The sequence below is a fragment of the Ketobacter alkanivorans genome (assembly GCF_002863865.1).
GTDB classification, from domain to species: domain Bacteria; phylum Pseudomonadota; class Gammaproteobacteria; order Pseudomonadales; family Ketobacteraceae; genus Ketobacter; species Ketobacter alkanivorans.
The window spans coordinates 3722286-3741560 of record NZ_CP022684.1; the positions used below are offsets into that span (position 1 = coordinate 3722286).

A 19275-nucleotide genomic window follows, 5' to 3' on the forward strand; every position below is an offset into this window, starting at 1 on the left:
AAACCCTGATCGTCGCATCAGGGTTTTTTGTTTTAGTCCCGATCAAATGACCACAAAAGATCGAACGCGTTACTTTTTCCACTGATCACTTCAGCGTACAGGTTTTTTCTGATGCGGTATTTCAAGGTCAGTGTATTAACCGCCTCAAACATGCCCACACCATAGCGAATCATCAAATCTGGCGTAATGTAACCGCTCAGCCCCACTTCACTGCGGTTCTCGGTGGAGCCGGTGCTTAATGTCAGATCCTGGATGCCAAGGGTTTCCCCTGCCTTGCGGGTCAGTGCACCGCTTCTGGCCTCCAAAGCCATGGAAACAGCCGCCTCTGCGGCCACGCTGGAAGAGTCCTGAGTGCTGTCGGTATTGGGCGCCCTGCCAGTGATCAAATAATAAAACTTCTCTTGTTGCGGCATTTCAGGAATCGAGAAGATGGCTATGTCCGGGCTACGGGCGCGCCCGGTTACCCGGATACCCACCACCACATTGTCGCTGATATTGTTACGTGTGGCAGACAAGCGCAGCTGCGGGTTTTCCAGATCATCGATAAAGATCAAATCACCATCAGTAATACTGAGGGACTGTCCGTAGGCCTGATAGGTGCCGTTCTTGAGTCGGATGATGCCCTTTGACTGCAGCAGGTCGGAACGATGCTGGCTGATGGTCATCTGCCCTGTAACGTCGGTTTCCAGCCCATAACCTTTAAAGCGCACATCATCCCCCAATGTCAGATTCAGGTTGCTGGAAATCTGCAATGCTGTGCCGTCTTCTGATTGGCTGCCTTCAATTACCGTATCCGGCGATACGGTAACCGCCTGCTCTGGTAGCGATTTCAAATGAATGCGTGCTTTAGGGATGTGGACATCACCGTTGATCGTGAGGGATGTCGGCGTCAGGTTGAACGCAATATCAGGTTTCAGGTAAACCAATATATTTTCTTCCGGCCGATAGGCCAGGGTTTCAGACTGAAAAGATACCTTGCTCCACCAGTCTTCCTGCTGCCAGTTGAAGGTGCCATTAAGCTGGCCCGGTTTGTCACCCACCAAAAAGCTGCCCTCTAAGTCAGCAATACGCTGCTCGGTGGTGAGGTTGATGCTGATATCGGTAATGGGAAGCGGCAGCATGGCGGTGTGAATTTCCCCCTGCACCAGGCTGGCTTTGCCCGATAACGTTGGTGACGCCAGAGTGCCTCCCAAATTGAAGTCTCCAGACAATGTGCCGTGCAAGTGATCACCTTCATCCACCAACAGCCAATGGGAAAAAGGGGATACGATGAAGTTGTCCACGAGCACTTCACCGGACAGTTGTTCTTCTTGCAGCCTGAGCTTGCCGTTACTGTTGCCGATGCTGGACTGTAACAGCCATTTGAAGGCGAGCGTGTCCTGGGCGAGATTGGCTGATAACTCAGCATGGTTGAGATCCAGCGTCATGGATTGTGCTGTGTTGTGGAATAGAACGATATGACTGTTCTCGCTGGAGGCGCTGGCTTGAATGGTCAGGTTTGGTAACAGCTGAATGATGGCATCAAGGTCTGCTGAACCATGAAGGACCGCATCATTGGGCAGCCAGGGTTGCAGCCAGGCCAAGTTCAGGTTGCTGGCTGCCAACTGCACGGGGGTTGCTGCATCAACGCTGGCGCGCAGGGTTTTTTGAGTACACAGCGTGCTGTCGAGATAGCTGTAGCACAAGGGTGATACGGTTATCTGATCCAGGTTTTTCAGCTCTAATTTAAACGGTTTCTGTAGCTTCCAGGTTTGCGCGGGTTGCAGATAGGTTGTTTGAATACGGCTGCGATTGCATTGAGCTTGCCAGAGATCGGTATCAATCGTGGTGGCACTCAGGGGGAATTCGCCATGACACTGAACACTGAACTGGTTCGCCTGGTTATCTTGTATGCGAACGGAGGCGATATGATGCATTGCATTGCCTTCGATGGTTGCCAGGCCATCCAGAACGACCTGCTCGGCGATGCGTAGATCATCAAATCTTAATTGCAATTGATTGTGTTCACCGATCAACGGCTGAATGTTTACGATCGCCTGTGCGCTGGTCAGGGTGATGTCGTCGTAGGCTATGTGCTCGGCTTGCAGTGTGCCCTTGATCGCCGGGTGTTCCAGCCGGTCGCTAAGCGTGAGCTCTCCCTGCACCGAGCCTGCCAGCTTCGGCGCAATCAAATCGAACTGCTTTATATTCAGCGTGAGCTGCAGGTTGCTTTTTCCATTCAGGTTCAATGTGCCATTGGCTTTCACGTAATTGCGGTCTTGCAGTATTTCTACGTTGTTTACGTGTAGCTGTTCTTCAGCAAACGCCACATCCCCGTTCATTTCCCAGGGGGTGTTGTGCAGAATTCCATTGAGCTGATCCAGCGATGCGGTGATTAACACCGAATGCTCAGATAATTGGCCGCTATGGTGGATGGTTCCGCTTACCTCTCCCTGTATGGAGTCTTCAAAGGGTTGCAGGCTGACCTTACTGAGGTCGGTAACGGCGTTCCATGTTAATTCGGGTTCGAACAGCAGCTCTCCGTGGCTGCGCAGTTTGCCTTCGGGCAGCGTTATGATCAGATCATCCAGCTGCAAGCGTTCCATCGTCAGCAGGGAGCTGCTGCTTAGCTGTAGCGGTGAAGGGAACAGGGGGCTGCTGAGCTTGCCCGACAGCGTTAACGTCAGGCCGTCAAGATCACCTTTGCCTGCAACGTTTGCTTCCAAAGCGGTGATAGTGGTGTCATCGATAGGGTAAATAAACGGCTCTGACAGCTTCAGTTTGAAGTCAACAGGCAGCGTTTCGAGCAGAGGCTGTAAGGTCATATCCAGCTGGCTGGCTAATGGCCCATAGCTTTGCGCCATGATCGACAGTTTATCCAGATCGCCTTGTGCATGCGCGGTCAGTTTGCTCAGCGGGTATAGCTCGGTATCGCATGTTGCGCGAACATCAATGGGGTAGCGCCGCGTGAGCCGGATCATGCCACTGCCTTGCCACGTGCAATATTCATCGCTTGCATTGAGGTTTAGAATATTGATTCGATGATTGATGCCAGAGGCCCTGAACTGGATGCTGCTGGCGTGATACAGCGGATCGCTGGCCATTCGCACATCCAGCTCGCCAACTCTCACCAGATCTACGCTTACGGGGATCGGGATAACAATCTGTGGCAGTTCCAGTGTATCGCTGGGTTCATCCGTATCGATGGCATCGTTCACGATGACGTTTACACGGTCAACTTGAATTGAGCGAACACACAACTCGAACCGTAAGAAGCAACGGGGCTTTATTTGCAGATGAGCACCGGTCAAGGCAACGGATACATCCTCATCGTTGTAACTGAAATCAAATTGCAACCCGTCTGCCAGCGAGCCTTGTATGTGATTGAATTGTACTTCTGGAATCTCCTCAGACACTGTATCTAACAGCAACTGGTGTAATTTGGGGCTGAAGCTCGCCCACATCAATGCACCGGTGACTATCAGAAACAGTGCCAGCAGGGTGCCAAACAGGCGGATGGAAAAAGCTGCAGCGCTTTTCATAGCAGCATTCCCAGATAGATATGCAAGCGCAGGGATTTGTCTTCTTCGGCGGTGACCGGTTTTGCAATGTCGAATGAGAACGTGCCCACAGGTATCGTCCAGCGCAAACCGACACCAGCACCGGAATGGAACGGATCATGACTGGATATAAATGTTCGCCCGGTATCGGCAAAGGTGGCCAGCTGCCACTCTTCATTAAGTCGGTAGCGATACTCCAGGCTGAATACATTCAGGAATTGGCCACCTTGCAATTCGCCGTTTTCATCTTTGGGGGCAAGGGAGTTATATTTATAGCCGCGTACCGTTTGATCGCCACCAGTATAAAAACGCTTGGATAGCGGCACAGAATAGAAATCATCGGTCATGATGCCCCCCAACGCAAAGCGAGTGGAAATGGCATCCTCTGAGGTCAGATCCAGGGTGTAGGATGCGCCGATCTCGCCGGATAAGAACAGGGTGTTGTCCGATAGCACATTGAAACCCAAAGAACTGTCGATCCAATATTTTAAAATAGCGGTTGGATTGTTGCTGCTCCCATAAACAAGACGCTCGATAAAGTGATAGTTGGGCAAAATGTAGGTGATGGTTTCTTCCGGGTTGTTGCCCTGTCGATAGGTTTCGTTTTCAAGGTTCACCCCGACACTGTATTGCCACTGCTTGCGCTGCGAGCGCTTCAGCGCGATACCGGTACTGAGCTGAGCTGATTCGCGATCGGTGGTTTCTTCTCGTTTCCAGCCGGTGTCCCAGCTCAGGTAGCGTTCCAGTGGGTGGGGCCAGGGGATGTGATACTGAACAGTGACCTCCTCGCCGATTTGAGAGACCTGCATATTGCTGTAGATGTTGTCACCGCGAGCGTTTACCTTTGGTCGCGTCCAACCCAGCTTGCCGCGCATGCCGGTGTCTGTTCCGTAACCTATACCCGTGGTGAATTGATCCTTAGGCTGATCTTCCAGTTCGATATTCAGTGTCGCCTGATTCGGTGGCGTTGATTCAACGTCGATTATTGCATTCTTAAAATAACCGCTGCTAAGCAGGTTTTCGTAGATGATGCCTACTTTGTCGGTGTCATACCACTCACCGGCGTGAGTATTCACCAGTTGTCGTGATGTTTTGTCAGACAGGTCACTACCTGATATTTGGATATCATTGATGCGATAGCGTTGCCCCAGTGTCATATGCAGAATGACCACCGCCGTGTGCTGGTCAAGGTTCACCTGCAGCGCGCTTTGAGACCAGTTGGCATCAAGATAACCCTGTTGTCGCAGGGATAGCAGCAGTTCCTTTTTGTAGTTGTCGTACAGCTGGTGTCGCATCGGCTGGCCGACAATAAACGGGGGCGTTTGGATTAATTTGAGTGCTTTTGGTTTTAACCCTGATTCAGGCTGTGGAACATTGATGTCGCTTTTACCCCACACAACCACCGGGCCAGGTTCAATGTGGATATCCAGAGACTGGTTGCCCCAGCTGATCTTAATGCTGGCTTCGTAGTAACCAAACGGCTGCAGGGCATCGCGCACAGAGGAGCGGATGGCTTTGCGTATGCTGTCTTCATCACCCTCTGGAATGGCGTCCCAGTTTGAAAGATGCAAGCTCACGTTTTCTTTCAGCCCGTTATCGACACCCACGACATTGATCTTCAACTTGGCTTCGGCCAGCTTGGGCATAAATATTATTAATATCAACAGGATGCAGTTGACACTGGAGCGCGCGTTACGGTGTCTCAAGGCTGTATACCGGGGATCCGAGAAGGCGAGGGAATGGAGCACATGTTGATGATGAAAATAGCACAGCCCTGTGTTGAATGTTAAGCGGCCATATAAGTGGATAGCCTGGCCAAACGTTGCTTATCTGTCTGCCATTTTAATGTGTGGCCGATAGCATGTACACGGATGTCCTGATTAATACAGGGCTTACAACAACAAAGACAATGAGGTTGGAGCATGAGAGCGGAAAATTGGGGTGGTACCTTGCAGCGTTGGCTGGGGGTAGTGGCATTAACATCGGCCTGTGTGTTAGCCAGTGGTTGCCATGACGAATTGCATGTGAAGGTTAAGACCGGCGGCTGGGTAACCGGTAAGTGGCATGGAGAAACAGAAGAGGGGGCCCGTGTGTTTTTGGGTATTCCTTATGCAAAACCTCCGGTGGGAGAGCTGCGGTTTCAGCCTCCTCAGCCTGCAGAGCGATGGCAGGGTGCGTTGGATGCAAGCGAGTTTGGAGCGTCCTGTATGCAAAACCCTGGCGCATTGTCGGCGGTTGGAGATCTGAGTGAAGATTGTCTGACCCTGAATGTCTTCAGCCCCGAGAGTCCTGCAAAAGGCTCGCTGCCTGTCATGGTGTTCATTCACGGCGGAGCGTTTGTGGCCGGGGGCAGCAACCAGTATGACGGTTGGCGCCTCGCAGAGGAATATGGCGCGGTTGTTGTCTCAATGAACTATCGTCTGGGAGCGCTAGGGTTCTTGTCTCACCCTGAACTGGATCAAGAAATGATGGCCTCTCAGTCTGGCAATATGGGGCTGAAAGATCAGCAATTGGCCTTGAATTGGGTGCAGCAGAATATTCGGGCGTTTGGTGGTGATCCTGACAGGGTCACGCTATTCGGTGAGTCTGCGGGCTCTATGAGCACCTGTGTGCACATGGTGGCACCGGGTAGCCAGGAATTGGCCGATCAATTCATTCTGGAAAGCGGAGTGTGTGTAGGTGGTCTTCCGGTGAACACTAAGGAACAGTCAGATGGAATTGCAGAGGCGATGCTGCAGACTTTCTGTGCTGATGCACCTGACCGTTTGGCCTGTTTGCGGGATGTGCCTGCGGCGGATCTGATGGCCTGGGGCGCGGATGCAGGTATCTTTGGTGCCGGATGGTCTCCAACAGTTGTGCCCGAGAGCGAGATATTACCTGCGCAACCGGTTCAACTTATAGCCAGTGGTCAATACAACATGGGGCCAGTGATTGTTGGCACCAATCGTAATGAGTGGGGCCTGTTTCAGCTGATTGGAGCTGGTGAGACGGTTTCGGACATTGCAGGTTTCAATCAGCTGGTGGATGCGACCTACCCTGCGCCATTGGCGGGAGCCATCAAAGTAGTATACGCCCCTGCTTCAGATCAGCAGGCTAACTATAAATTGGTGGAATTGTTAACCGATCAGGTATTCCGTTGCCCCACCCGTGGTTTTGCTCGTTTGTTACAGGCTGCGGGATCAAATGTCTGGCTATATAGCTTCGACCATTTGCCTGCCTACCATGCCATGGAATTGCCTTATGTTTTCGGAAACCCCAGTGCGACATTGGCACCGGTGTTAAATGAACCCGTGCGTGAGGCGGTACAGGGTTACTGGAGCGGGTTTGCCTACAATGGCACACCGAATCAGGAAGCGTTGCCTGAATGGCCGCAGTACGATGCAGTATCTGATCAAAACATGAGCCTGGCTGAGGTGTCTTCAGTACAGCAGGGCTTGGCACAAACCACCTGCGATTTCTGGAGCAGCTTGGGTATTTAGTGTGGGTGTTGTGTTGAAGAGAGTTTGAAGAAAGCACAAAAAAACCGGCCAATGGGCCGGTTTTTTTGTGGCTCGAAAGCCTGTGTTACTCAGCTGCTGCTACAGCCACCTCAGTGGTGAAGTTCACAACAGGGCAAGACAGTTCACGCTTCAGCAATGGAGTACGTGAGCAGATTTCCACATTATGCTCGCCTGCCAGCAGACGGCTCAGGTGGATTTCGCTACGACGCTTCCAAACTGACCAACCACCACCGTCTACACGGAAGCGATATTCCAGCAGACCCAGGCTCGGGTTGGGGTTGACGCCATCAATGTCGATGGTGACTTCACCGTTGTTAACGGTAACGGCGCTGCTGGAGACGACACCGGCTGTATCAACAGACTCAACGGCAACGGTTACGTCGGCAGTTTCGACGCCCGCAACATTAGTGGTAGGCGCAGGGGCTGCGGCAGTGACGCTAACAGGAATCAGGTCGCCGGCCAGAGACAGGTTGTTGTTACCGGAGCCAGCAATCCAGAAATCACGCATATAAAGAGTGTGCTCGTAAATGCGTGGCAGTGGCACCACTTTCAGTTTCTCTGCCAGACGCGGCATTACCGCAGGCATGAAGAAGTCCAGGGTAGAGTTGATGAAGCCCGGTGGTATCAGAATCATACCGGAGGCATCGGTCTGGCTGATGTAGATAGTTGGCAGCTGCTCGATACCAATGCTCAGGAAGCCGTCTTCAGTGGAGTTGACTTCGAAAGGCACTTCCAGGTTGAACGTTACACCAAAGATAGTGCGGTACTCGCCCCACTCAGCCTTGTACAGATCGAAGGTCAGTTTCACGTCATACCAGGCAAATACACCGGCGGCTCCGTCAGCGGGCATCAACTTGATGTAAGGAGCAGAAGCAGGCTCAATACGCATGCCGATTTGGTCGGCTTCATCGATTTCGGAGTCGCTAGGTGTGTACACAGCAATACCGGCTGGGGTTGCGTTGGCGTAGAAACCTGGGCTGATGTCCATGGTGGTTACACCGGCTTCATGGGCTGCAAACAACGCCTGGTTAATCACGTTAGAGGAAATGGATGCACCGAAGTGGAAGGGCTCGCCATCAGGCGTGGTGGCACCCATGGTTGGGGTGTCGCCTTCAACATACAGTGAGCCTGGAGCACCGGGAATTCCAGCTGGAGGCTCAGGAGCCCAGATGCGGGTGCCCAGATCAACAGATACACCGTTTTCCTTAGAATCCAGGAAGAAAGGCAGTGCACGGATATTCAGAGTTTCACCATCATCCAGCGTTACCAGCTGCAGTGTGATGGGGATATCTTTAATGAAATCAGACACGATAGGAATGATGATCTGTTCCAGAATGTCGATGAACAGGTTTTCGAACAGCGGCGCCAATACCGCAACGATAGCGCTGGTAATGCTGTCGAAGATGTTCAGGATGCCGTTAGTGTTGGTGAAGTCGATATTAGGGAAGGTGTGATTGATTTGCGTGCCGGACAGGTTGATGTCCAGATCCGCGCCAACAATATCAAGCAGCAGGTCGGTGCCCAGATCCACTTCATCAAACTGCAGAGTACCACCGCTGCTGTAAGGAATCAGGAAGCCGATGGTGCCGTTCAGGTTAATACCAAAAATGAAGTTGTCGACGTAAATGTCAGTATCCAGGCGTTCGTTGTCCAACACTACCAGATCGATGTCGATATTGTCGAAATTGAAATCGGTGATTTGCAAGTTCAGGTTAAACAGGCCGAAAGTATTGATCAGCGGGATATTGCCGATACCGCTTACGATGCCTTGGAAGTCAGCACCATTCAGTTCGTTTTCAAGTACGCTGATCAGGAAGTCGAAGCCGCCCTGGTTCAGACGAGCTGAGATGCCAACGAACTCGTTGTCTCCACGGGCAAACTCGGTGGTGTTGGTTTGGCCAAACCCATCGACAGCAACAAAGGTGTTAAATGGCTGGTCGGTAAATGCGGTTTCAAATGAGTTGCCAGCCCCCAATTCGACAGCAACTCCATCCAATGTAACGCTCTCTACACCGCCGGGGTCAGATACGTACCCGGTAATAGTCATGGCGTCACGATCCGTATCGAGAATGTGGATCATGGGGCCTTCGGTGTCGTAATAGAACACAACCTGCTTAATTTGGTTGTAGCCCTTTACGCGGAAAATGTTGCGACCAGAAAACACGTGATCTGCCAGCAGAGCGCCATCAGCGTTGGCGGTCAGATCCGTTACGGTGAACAGGTCAGTCACGTCAACGGTGTTGAGCTGAATTGCCAGATCAGATGGTGCAACGCTGCCGGTGAAGGCGATGGCAAAGTTAAGAGGTTTTTCGGTAGCCACTGAATTGTTGCTGGGAGCCACAATGTTGGCCTGCTCACAGGCAGCCAGCCCCAATACCGCAACTAAAAAGAGTATGCGTTTTATAATATTCACAATGTGTGCCTCGATACTTTAAATTATTGGAATACAAACTTGTTTTCTTGTTATGTGCGTTTTCGCTCTTGTTACTTCCTTTGGCAAATCCGCGACAGGCAATCCCAAACCTGACTTCCAAGGATACCATCATCCCATCCTACTAGAATAATCCGTACAGTAAATAGCCTTTTTGTATATTGATAAACCTATTCATGTATATTCTATGGTGAATGTTAACGAACTGTAACCGAGTCCACTTTGGTTTTATTGAACTCTAAATTCAGAAGCCTTAAAGTTCGGGAAATTTACTAATTTATTAATGTGATACTTTGTTTTGGTTTTGTTGCAATGGGATTGCCTGTCGCAGCGCGGCGATCTTGTTATCATGGAGAACTTCCCGCGCGCGCAGACATCAAGACCGTTCTGATGCGAACAATAACGCCAAGACAGAAGAGGCCACCATGGACAAGCAAACTGAAATAGAAGCCGCTGTATTTCGTCGGCTGATACAGCATCTGGATAACAATAAGCAGGTACAGAACATCGAGCTAATGAACCTGGCGGGTTTTTGCCGTAACTGCCTGGCCAAATGGATGGTGGCCGCTGCTGAGGAGCAGGGTGTGGCGTTGGATTATGATGGTGCCAGGGAGCAGGTGTATGGCATGCCCTATGATCAATGGAAGCAGCAATATCAAATGGAAGCGACCCCAGAGCAGCTTGCTAAATTTAACAGTAAGAATCCGTAAGCGGTGGAAGCCATCATGAATCGCAGACAATTTGTTACCCTGACCGGAGCATCCCTTTTGTCTATTTCAGTTGTTCCTGCCGTGAATGCGGAGCCGGTAAGTAAAGTGTCCGGTTTGACCGTGGCGGATGCTTTACAGGCGTTGGATCAGCTGCAGAAGGCCGAGGTTTCCACGTTGGGAAAATGGAATTTGTTTCAGGTCTACACCCACCTTGCGCAGAGCGTTGAATACTCTATGACAGGCTACCCAGAACAAAAGTCCTGGTTGTTCAAAAGCACTGTCGGCAGTTTGGCTTTTTCTGTGTTCAGCGGAAAGGGATCGATGAATCATGGGCTGGATGAGGCCATACCGGGGGCTCCGGCGCTGTCGGAGGAGGGTGACCCCCTGCAGGCATTGCAGCGTTTGCGACAATCGCTGTTGGATTTTATTGCTTTCGACGGAGACCTGCAGCCTCATTTCGCCTATGGCGAATTAAGCAAGGCTGAGTACGAACAGGCTCATGTTATGCACCTGAACAATCATCTGGATGAGTTCGAACTGGGTTGATACTCCCCTCAGTCTGGGTAGTCCTCTCGGAACACACTGAATTCGTTGATGTTATCCAGCAGAATGTCCACCAGCTTGGGGTCGAATTTAATGCCTGACAGAGCGCGGATCTCTTTTTGGATCTCGTCGATCGGCCACGGCTCTTTATAGCAGCGTTTACTGCCCAGTGCATCGAATACGTCCGCCAGGGCAGTAATGCGTCCAGCTATGTTTATCTGATCACCAGATAAACCGTTGGGATAGCCGGAGCCATCCCAGTTTTCGTGGTGCTCCCTGGCGATGATGGCGGCCATATTCAACAGTGGCTTTTTGGAGTTGGATAACATCTCATAACCGATGTGGGCGTGGGTTTTCATGGTCTCCCATTCGCTGGGTTCGAATTTACCCGGCTTATTGAGGATGTCGTCTGGAATGGCGATTTTTCCGATGTCATGCAGGGGTGAAGCCAGCTTTATATGGTTGGACACGATATCATCCATGCCATATTTTTGTGCCAGCAGCTCCGATATCAGTGCCACACGTTTTACATGCCCTCCCGTTTCTCTTGAGCGTTTTTCTACGGCTTCTCCCAGTCGATAAATCAGTTCACGCTGGGTGGATTCTATCTCCTGGTGCAAATTGCGGTTTTCCAATGCAATGGCAACGTTGTTGGAATAAATCTCCAGCAGGTGCAGCTCAAGTTCGCTCAGGTTGTTGCCGGGGCATACATACAGTAAGTGCTCGTTACCTTGCTTAGTAATAAAGTAACCAAAGAAGCAATTGTTGATGTACATGCTTTTTTGGGCGCTCAGCACTTGATCGAAACCTTTCACTATATCATCGGGAATCGCATGGTTGGAGGACTTGGCCATCATCTCAGCGATATTGCCGGTAGTGGCGATAACTTCATAACTGTCGGCGTTTTTGCCGTGGCTGGCTGCCATGGCTCTCACGGCAGAGGCATAAATTGAATCGTGTTCGATATACAGCAGATTACTGATTTGCTCCAGAACCGCAGAGGCAAACGATTCCATCGAGAAGTTTTGATAGATTGTTGAGGTGGCGGTGATGACCCGTTCCAGCCCACGTCGGCTGCGCTCAATGGTGATGATATCCCGATATGAGCGCAGCGCAGCATACATCAGGGTTTTCATTTTTATGTCGGTGAGTTCGGTTTTGTCTTTGTAATCATTGATGTCGTAATCTTCGATCACTTGGTGCTCGGGGGCCTGCCCGGGCTGCCCGGTTCGTAACACCAGTCGCGTTTGGGTGTTGCGCAGCTCTCGGCGAATCCAGGTCACCAGATCCAGGCCGGCGTGGTCCGTTTCCATAACCACATCCACCAAGGCAAGGGCGATATCATTCCGTGACGACAAAATGGCTTTTGCCTCGGTGGCAGAATAGGCGTGGAGAAAATTCAGCGGGCGTTTGTCGAAGCGAATCTTGCCTAACACCAATTTGGAAACTTTGTGGACTTCCTCTTCATCATCAATGATCAAGATGTTCCACGGTCTAATCGGCGATTCTTCAACGTTTACCGTGGCGGGCGTTGGTTCATCCTCTGCAAACAGCAGGCTGTCGTCCGTCATAGAGCTTCCTTGTTGATTTAGCTGTTGTACTTATTCTAGAAGAATAGTCAGAAAGCAGGAACCAACCAGTCCGCCCGTCTATAATCCTATTAACTTATGAGTGGGAAATTACCAGGGAAATGGGGTCGTTCTTGTGGCAAAGGAAGGCGATTAATCAATGCGTTGGCGTTGTGGTTCTGGGTGCAAGCCTGAATCTGGCCCGAGTTGTGTTGTTCTATGCCATGCCACTTTCGGCTTATGCCGCGCAATCCATTGATTTTTCTGCTTATAACAAATTACAAGCAGCTTACATATATAAGATCGCCAGTTTGGTTAGCTGGCCCCAAGGTATTGAGGCATCTTCGTTCACCATCTGTGTTCTCGATGCGGATGGTGTGCTGAGTGGCGCGCTGAGGCGGGCGACATCGGATCGTACGATCAAAAACATCCCCATATCGGTTATCAGGCTGGGTGTAGATGACTTGAACACATCATCCTTCAGTAGCAAAGATTGCCATATGGTTTATATAAATCAGGATGTTACGGTTGCTGAGGAGGAATACGGTCCGGCATTTGAGGAGTTGGGGCGCGACGTGCTTTGGGTGGCGTCCCCTTTGGTTAACTCTCCATCTGTTTCACTGTTCGATCTAGTGCTGGAGGAAGACAAGATCGTAATTTATATAAACACGGAGCGGATGGCTGCCAGTCACTTTGTGGTTGCCTCGCCCCTACTGTATTTTGCCAAGCCAAGGTGATTGATGCTGAATCTTAATTTCGGACAGAAAATATTTTTCAGTGTGCTTAGCGTGGCGGGCGTCAGTGTGTTGTTAATCTCAATGCCAATGCTTTATAACTCCGCGAATCATTATGGTGAGATCGCCACAGATCATGCCCGTACAGACAGTCTAATGCTGTCCAACATGGTGGCGCCCGCGTTGGTATTCGAGCGCGAGGACATGGTGGAAGGTATTTTGGAAATACTGGACCAGTCACCAGACGTTGTGTCAGCGACAGTGTTTGCGCTGAACCCCCTGGATGGCAGCCTGGTAGAATTCGCAAATTATGGGGACACCTCGGTAACTGCGCATATTGCATTGGACGATATGTTTGGCTCACAAGTACAGCGCTATGATGGCTTTTTGGTTTCGGTGGCACCGATTCTGTCCGAGCAGGAGGTAGTGGGTTATATACGATTGGTGGTTGCGTTAACCAGTGTGCGGGAGCATTTTCAGGAGACACTCATCTATGTGTTGATTGCGGTGGTGGTTTCATTATTCGTAGCTAGTTACTTGGCGATGACATCGCGCCGGGCCATTGTTAAACCCATTAAAGATTTGAATCAGGTGACACAGCTGATTGCTGAAACCAAAGATTACAGTAGCCGGGCTGTGGCGGTATCCGAAGACGAAGTGGGCGATCTTATCCAGTCTTTTAATGCCATGTTGAGTGTTATTGAGGAATATGATTCTGCACGCAAAGAAAAGGAAGCAGAGATCTATCAGCTGAATCAAGATCTTGAGAAAAAGGTGGATGAGCGCACCATTGAATTGCAGAACAGTATGAATGTGCTGAACAAAACCATTTCAGATTTGCGTGAGACACAAAACAAATTGGTTGAGCAGGAGAAAATGGCCTCGTTGGGGAGTCTGGTGGCGGGTGTAGCCCATGAAATCAATACTCCTATTGGAGTGGGTATTACGGCGTCATCGCACCTCAGTCAGTCTGTTGCAGACTTGCAGAATAAGTTCCTGCAAGGCAGCCTGACCAAGCGTGAGTTTTCTGAGTCGGTTGACGAAATGCGGGAAACCGTATTGATGATCGTGAAGAACCTCGAGCGCTCAGCGGCTTTGGTCAAGAGCTTTAAAATGGTGGCCGTAGATCAATCCTCTGATGATCTGCGCAGCTTTAATGTTAAAGAATACTTTGAAAACGTGCTGTTGTCTCTGAAGCCCAAGCTGAAACGTACCCGGCATGTGGTGCTGTTGAATGTGCCCGAGGATCTGATTTTGTACAGCTCACCAGGGGCAATGTCCCAGATCATTACCAACCTGATAATGAACTCACTTATTCATGGCTTTGAATTCATGGAGGCAGGTGAGATTGAGATTAATGCCCAGCAGAATGGGGCGGAATTTATACTGGATTACTACGATAACGGCAAAGGTATCCCCGAGGAAATTCAGGGCAGGATTTTCGACCCGTTTGTGACCACTGCACGTAACAAAGGGGGCAGCGGGTTGGGCACGCATATCCTTTACAACCTGGTTACTCAGGTGCTGGGTGGCGTGGTGGAGTTGAAGCAGGGAAGATCTGCTGGGGTTCATTTCCAAATTCGTTTGCCGATCAATTCTCAGGGAACGATGGAATCAGTAACAAGGGTAGGTGCACAATGATCTTCGTTTCCAATGTGATTAATTTAGATTCTCCGTTGTTTGGTGATGAGGATAATGACACTCCCGCAGAAAAAAAAGACAACGCCAGTTGGAAAGTTCTGGTGGTGGATGATGATGAGGATGTGCTGGCAGTGACCAAATTGGTGTTCTCATCCTTTCGCTATGAAGATCGTCCTGTGGATGTAATGACGGCTACTTCAGTCAAAGCGGCGATGCAGATACTTGAAGAACACGCCGATATAGCCGTAGCTTTTATCGATGTGGTGATGGAGTCAGATCATGCGGGCCTGGATTTGGTGCGCGAAATTCGTGAGGGGCAGCGTAATGATGAAATCCAGTTGATATTGCGAACCGGTCAGCCGGGCTATGCCCCAGAAATGAAAGTGATTTTGGAGTACGGTATTAACGATTATCGTACTAAAACGGAATTGGATAATGTGAAGTTGCTGTCCTGCCTGGTGGCGGGTTTACGCAACCACAAAAACATTGTCGGGGCTCGTCGAGCAGCATCCCGTGAAGCGATTGCTTCTGAATTAAATGAGGCAAAAAGCCTGTTTTTTGCCCAGATGAGCCATGATCTGCGTACGCCGTTGAATAGCATATTGGGGTTCTGTCAGTTATTGGAGCTGACTGATCTGAATGCTGAACAGGCGGAGCAAGTGAAGTTGATCGGCAGCTCTGGAAAGCATTTGTTGGCTCTGGTGAATGATATTCTTGATCTGTCTAAAGGTGAGGCGGGTAAGATCCAGTTGGAGCATATAGGCTTTTCACTTCATGAATTGGTGCGTGAAACGGCAAAGCTTTTAAAGAATCAGGCAAAAGAGGGAGTGGCTTTCGAATGTGATTTGGATGCGTCAGTGCCTGATTGGGTGTTGGGTGATCCTGTAAGGGTGCGTCAAATACTTCATAACCTGTTGAGCAATGCCCTTAAATTCACCAAACAAGGGTTCGTGAAATTGCTTGTAGAGCCTGTTTCGGATCAGCAGGTTCAATTTACGGTTACCGATACCGGAATGGGGATTCCCAGCGATCAGCTCAGTGCGTTGTTTTCAGCCTATGAACAGGCCGATGCGTCGGTCAACCGTTCTCATGGTGGCACTGGTTTGGGTCTATCCATATGCAAGCAGCTCGCGGAACTGATGCAGGGTTCGGTGACGGTTAACAGCGCAGAGGGCAAGGGTTCTACTTTTACGGTGGTGCTCATGCTTCCACCGGCGCCTGAGCATGAGGAGGCTCCCGTGCAGGCTGTTGCTGCCGTACGCAAACACCATTACGCACGCATTCTGGTGGTGGATGACGATAAGGTAAACCGAATGGTTTTGCAGAAAATGCTGGAGCGGCGTGGGTTGGCGGTGCAGTGTGCAAACAGCGGGGAGCAAGCGTTGGAGCTGGCTCATGCCAGCTCGTTCGATATGGTGTTGATGGATTTTCAGATGCCTGGTATTGGTGGGGCCGAAGCCGCCCGCCGCATGCGGCAGATTAAGCGCTATTCAAAGGTGCCCATTGTGGCACTAAGCGGCAGTGGGGAAGAGGATATGGCCATGTGTTTCAGTGTCGGCATGAATGATTTCATGAGTAAACCAGTAGACATGGATGAGCTGGGGGAGATGGTCTACAAATGGTTGGGTTTTCGTACCATGCTGCAATAGGTGGCACGCTTACCCATTTAACCACCCCAATCCTCATCGCCCGTGCAAACGCTCAGTGTCCTTAATCATAGGGTAGTCTTTGATTGCCCCAATGACATTTTCCTCCTTCGCAAACAGAGGTTTAGACAGCATATACTGAGCCAGTAAATGCGAAACAGAGGTAAGGGATCGCATATGGACTCGCTCCCAGCCATGTGATGCATCAAGGCCAAAACAAACCAGTGCTGTGCGGATATCATTACCTGCTTCCAGAGCAGCCGCTGCGTCACTTCTGTAATAGCGAAATACGTCACGGCTGAATTCGATTTCGTTAGATTTGCAGAGATTGATCAGATGCTGGGTTAGATGGCGGTCGAATGGGCCGGTGGAATCCTGCATTGATATGGTTGCGCCAAATTCACAGGTGTTTTGATCCGGGGCAACTGTGCCATTATCTACCGAGACCATCTCGGCCACATCGCCACGTAGAATGTGCGACGCACCTACGCCGACTTCTTCTGATATAGTGAAAAGAAGGTGGCTGTCTAGTTCTGGTTTGAGGTCGGAGCTGATTATTGCTTTAGCAGCAGCGAGAATGCTGGCGACACCCGCTTTATCATCTAAATGCCTGGCGTTAATGAATCCGTTCTCGTGGAAATCCGGTTGTGAATCCACTGATACAAAATCACCAACGCGAACCCCGAGCTCCCAAAGTTCGTCGATGCCAACACTGGGGGTGTCAATGCGAATTTCCAGATTATCCCAGTCCGAGATTTGAGTGTCGACTTCCTTGTTATAGGTATGCCCTGAGGCTTTCAGGGGAAGAATGGTGCCACGGAGAATAGAGCCGTTTTCGCAATGGATCTTCACACGGGCGCCTTCAGCAAAACGTGCATTCCAGTGACCGATTGCAACGACCCGCAAGCGTCCGTTGCGCTTTAGGCCTTTGACCATCGCCCCCAAAGTATCTAGGTGTGCAGCGATTGCTCGACGGGGAAACGCCTGATGTCCCGGAATGGTTGCACGAATTGCTCCGCGTCGGGTTAGTTCATAGGCGATCTCCAACTTGTCAAGTTCGGAGCAAACAAACCGAACGACTTCATCGGTCATGCCGGATGGACTTGGAGTGTTTAGCAATGTGTTTAAAGTTTGCTGCAGATAATCTGTATCAATGGGTATACGCATAATGGTTCTTTATTCATGTTCCTGGGTTTTAGTGTATGGGAATAGCAGATCCACGAAGCGTTCCACTGTGGGCTGTGGTTCATGATTGGCAAGGCCAGGCCTTTCATTGGCTTCGATGATGACATAATCAGGGCCACTGACACTGGGAACCAGAAAGTCGAGGCCTACAACCGGGATCTGCAATACTTTGGCCGCACGTATGGCTGCTGTTTGGATGACTGGATGCAAATGTGGTGTTACATCATGGATGGTGCCACCGGTATGCAAATTGGCTGTCGTCCGTACCTGTATTCGTATGTCTTTGGGAAGTATAGTCTCCATTTCATAGCCAGCCAGACGAACACAGCGTTCGGTTTCTGCGTCAATGGGTATCGTGCTTTCGCCGTGTGTAACAGAGGCTCGATGCTGGCTTAGTTTCTCCACCAATGTTTTAATGCTGTCTTCTCCTGTGCCGACGATGTGCGGTGGTCGGCGTACTGCAGCGGCGACGATGCGGTAGTCGATCACCACCACGCGCAAATCTTCTCCGTCTACGCATTCTTCCAATAATACTTTATCGCAATAATTCGCAGCTTCGTTAATGGCTGCTTGCACTTCAGAAAGCTCTGTCAACCCAACTTTGATACCACGCCCTTGCTCGCCGCGGGCGGGTTTGACCACTACTTTTTGATGAAGGTTAAGAAATGCATCGACCTTGGCTGGATCGTCGCTGGGTATTTGTTCAGGCACGCGCAGGCCTTCACTTTCTAGAACCCGACGGGTGACTGCTTTGTCGTCGCAGCGACTCATTGCAATGGCGCTGGTTAGTTCGCTGAGGGATTCCCTGCAGGTAATGGAGCGGCCTCCCAGCGCAAGTTTGAAAAAGCCACCTTCGGCATCAAGGATTTCAACACTGATGCCCCGGCGTCTTGCTTCCTGAGTAATGATCTGGCCATAGATATTCAGGTTTTCTTCCTGATCTTCGCCGACGAACCAGCGTTCGTTAATAGGGTTTTTCTTCTTAATGCAATAGACGGGCACTTGCCTGAAGCCAATTCGTTCATAAAGGCCAATGGCTCTGGTATTGTTGTGCATCACCGATAGATCCATAAACTCTCGGCCAGCACTATGCAGTTTTTCGATGAGCGCCCGAGTTAGCCATTCACCAATACCCGGTATCTGAGCTTGATGATCCACAACCAGTGCCCATAGGCTGCAACCGTTATCCGGATCATTGAACGCAAGCTTGTGATCCACACCGGTCACTGCTCCTACGATCTCCCCTGTGCTGGAATCCTCTGCAACCAGCATGGTCAAGGCAGGAATCTCCTGCAGCTTGCTATAAAAACCATCGTAGGCAGGCACCATGTTGTGCATCATGTACAAACGATCGATATCGCGTTGGTTATCCTGCTCTGAAAACGGTCTGATGATGACAGCATCAGGTCGCCCTGAGCGTGGTGTGTATTGCTCGAAGTCAAGGCGATAGGTCAGTGATGGGTCAAGGAAAAGTTCTTGAGGAGAATAGGAAAGAATAATATTCGGATCACGCACATAGAGCGCAATATCGCGCTGCCCTTTCTTTTCCCTTCGTATGATTTCGGCGACTGCTTGGGGGTTTTTAAAGGTTTGCCCGAACACCAATCGGCCCCAGCCACAATCCAGCGTGACTTCGTTGCCCATAGGTTGGTCGCTGTCATTTTCAAGTGGATCTCCCCAGTGCTTAAGTGAAGCCATGGTGGAAAGATCCATTGGGTCTACTCGCTTTTTCTTGCCAGCTTTGCTGGTAGGCTTTCCTTCATCGATTTTAGTCATGG

At 50.4% G+C, this 19275-nt stretch carries 12 protein-coding genes; 6 read left to right on the top strand and 6 right to left on the bottom strand.

The window, feature by feature from the left end; genetic code table 11:
• Window positions 1–32: 32 nt before the first annotated feature.
• The gene (locus Kalk_RS15850) at window positions 33–3521 is read right to left on the bottom strand and encodes a translocation/assembly module TamB domain-containing protein (protein ID WP_101895180.1); all 3489 of its coding nucleotides are present in this window, start codon (window positions 3519–3521) and stop codon (window positions 33–35) included.
• Window positions 3518–5245 (bottom strand): autotransporter assembly complex protein TamA, encoded by a 1728-nt coding sequence (locus tag Kalk_RS15855; protein ID WP_158643533.1) that lies wholly within the window; start codon window positions 5243–5245, stop codon window positions 3518–3520. Before Kalk_RS15855 ends, Kalk_RS15850 begins: the two co-directional genes overlap by 4 nt.
• A gap of 216 nt (window positions 5246–5461) precedes the next feature.
• Here Kalk_RS15855 and Kalk_RS15860 point away from each other — a divergent pair, with 216 nt between their 5' ends.
• Window positions 5462–7018: a carboxylesterase/lipase family protein gene (locus Kalk_RS15860; RefSeq protein WP_101895182.1), complete on the top strand. Its 1557-nt coding sequence runs from the start codon at window positions 5462–5464 to the stop codon at window positions 7016–7018.
• A gap of 85 nt (window positions 7019–7103) precedes the next feature.
• Here Kalk_RS15860 and Kalk_RS15865 read toward each other — a convergent pair whose 3' ends face one another.
• A complete protein-coding gene (locus tag Kalk_RS15865) occupies window positions 7104–9452 on the bottom strand; it encodes a hypothetical protein (RefSeq protein ID WP_101895183.1) in 2349 nt (782 codons plus the stop codon).
• A gap of 443 nt (window positions 9453–9895) precedes the next feature.
• Here Kalk_RS15865 and Kalk_RS15870 point away from each other — a divergent pair, with 443 nt between their 5' ends.
• Together Kalk_RS15870 and Kalk_RS15875 are read left to right on the top strand one after the other, a co-directional pair.
• A complete protein-coding gene (locus tag Kalk_RS15870) occupies window positions 9896–10180 on the top strand; it encodes a DUF1244 domain-containing protein (RefSeq protein WP_101895184.1) in 285 nt (94 codons plus the stop codon).
• 15 nt (window positions 10181–10195) lie between these two features.
• Window positions 10196–10726: a DUF1569 domain-containing protein gene (locus Kalk_RS15875; protein WP_101895185.1), complete on the top strand. Its 531-nt coding sequence runs from the start codon at window positions 10196–10198 to the stop codon at window positions 10724–10726.
• A gap of 8 nt (window positions 10727–10734) precedes the next feature.
• Here the strand turns inward: Kalk_RS15875 and Kalk_RS15880 are convergent, their stop codons facing one another.
• Window positions 10735–12294: a DUF3369 domain-containing protein gene (locus Kalk_RS15880; RefSeq protein WP_101895186.1), complete on the bottom strand. Its 1560-nt coding sequence runs from the start codon at window positions 12292–12294 to the stop codon at window positions 10735–10737.
• Window positions 12295–12425: 131 nt separating this feature from the next.
• Between Kalk_RS15880 and Kalk_RS15885 the strand changes: the two genes are divergently transcribed.
• The 3 genes from Kalk_RS15885 to Kalk_RS15895 are packed head-to-tail and all read left to right on the top strand — an operon-like array spanning window position 12426 to window position 16315.
• Window positions 12426–13028, top strand: coding sequence for a YfiR family protein (locus Kalk_RS15885; RefSeq protein ID WP_158643534.1), 603 nt, complete (start codon window positions 12426–12428; stop codon window positions 13026–13028).
• A 3-nt stretch (window positions 13029–13031) separates the two neighbouring features.
• Entirely contained in the window at window positions 13032–14666 is a 1635-nt protein-coding gene (locus tag Kalk_RS15890) for an ATP-binding protein (protein WP_101895188.1), read from the top strand.
• Entirely contained in the window at window positions 14663–16315 is a 1653-nt protein-coding gene (locus tag Kalk_RS15895) for a response regulator (RefSeq protein WP_101895189.1), read from the top strand. Before Kalk_RS15890 ends, Kalk_RS15895 begins: the two co-directional genes overlap by 4 nt.
• Before the next feature lie 33 nt (window positions 16316–16348).
• Here the strand turns inward: Kalk_RS15895 and Kalk_RS15900 are convergent, their stop codons facing one another.
• A complete protein-coding gene (locus Kalk_RS15900) occupies window positions 16349–17479 on the bottom strand; it encodes an osmoprotectant NAGGN system M42 family peptidase (protein WP_101895190.1) in 1131 nt (376 codons plus the stop codon).
• Between the two features lie 9 nt (window positions 17480–17488).
• Window positions 17489–19273: an N-acetylglutaminylglutamine synthetase gene (gene ngg, locus Kalk_RS15905; protein ID WP_101895191.1), complete on the bottom strand. Its 1785-nt coding sequence runs from the start codon at window positions 19271–19273 to the stop codon at window positions 17489–17491.
• Between the last annotated feature and the right edge of the window lie 2 nt (window positions 19274–19275).

What these genes read in the sequence shown, in the direction of transcription:
- Kalk_RS15850 (WP_101895180.1), bottom strand. Translation starts at nt 3,521, where the DNA reads ATGAAAAGCGCTGCAGCTTTTTCCATCCGCCTGTTTGGCACCCTGCTG.
- Kalk_RS15860 (WP_101895182.1), top strand. Translation starts at nt 5,462, where the DNA reads ATGAGAGCGGAAAATTGGGGTGGTACCTTGCAGCGTTGGCTGGGGGTA.
- Kalk_RS15870 (WP_101895184.1), top strand. Translation starts at nt 9,896, where the DNA reads ATGGACAAGCAAACTGAAATAGAAGCCGCTGTATTTCGTCGGCTGATA.
- Kalk_RS15875 (WP_101895185.1), top strand. Translation starts at nt 10,196, where the DNA reads ATGAATCGCAGACAATTTGTTACCCTGACCGGAGCATCCCTTTTGTCT.
- Kalk_RS15880 (WP_101895186.1), bottom strand. Translation starts at nt 12,294, where the DNA reads ATGACGGACGACAGCCTGCTGTTTGCAGAGGATGAACCAACGCCCGCC.
- Kalk_RS15890 (WP_101895188.1), top strand. Translation starts at nt 13,032, where the DNA reads ATGCTGAATCTTAATTTCGGACAGAAAATATTTTTCAGTGTGCTTAGC.
- Kalk_RS15895 (WP_101895189.1), top strand. Translation starts at nt 14,663, where the DNA reads ATGATCTTCGTTTCCAATGTGATTAATTTAGATTCTCCGTTGTTTGGT.
- Kalk_RS15900 (WP_101895190.1), bottom strand. Translation starts at nt 17,479, where the DNA reads ATGCGTATACCCATTGATACAGATTATCTGCAGCAAACTTTAAACACA.
- ngg (WP_101895191.1), bottom strand. Translation starts at nt 19,273, where the DNA reads ATGACTAAAATCGATGAAGGAAAGCCTACCAGCAAAGCTGGCAAGAAA.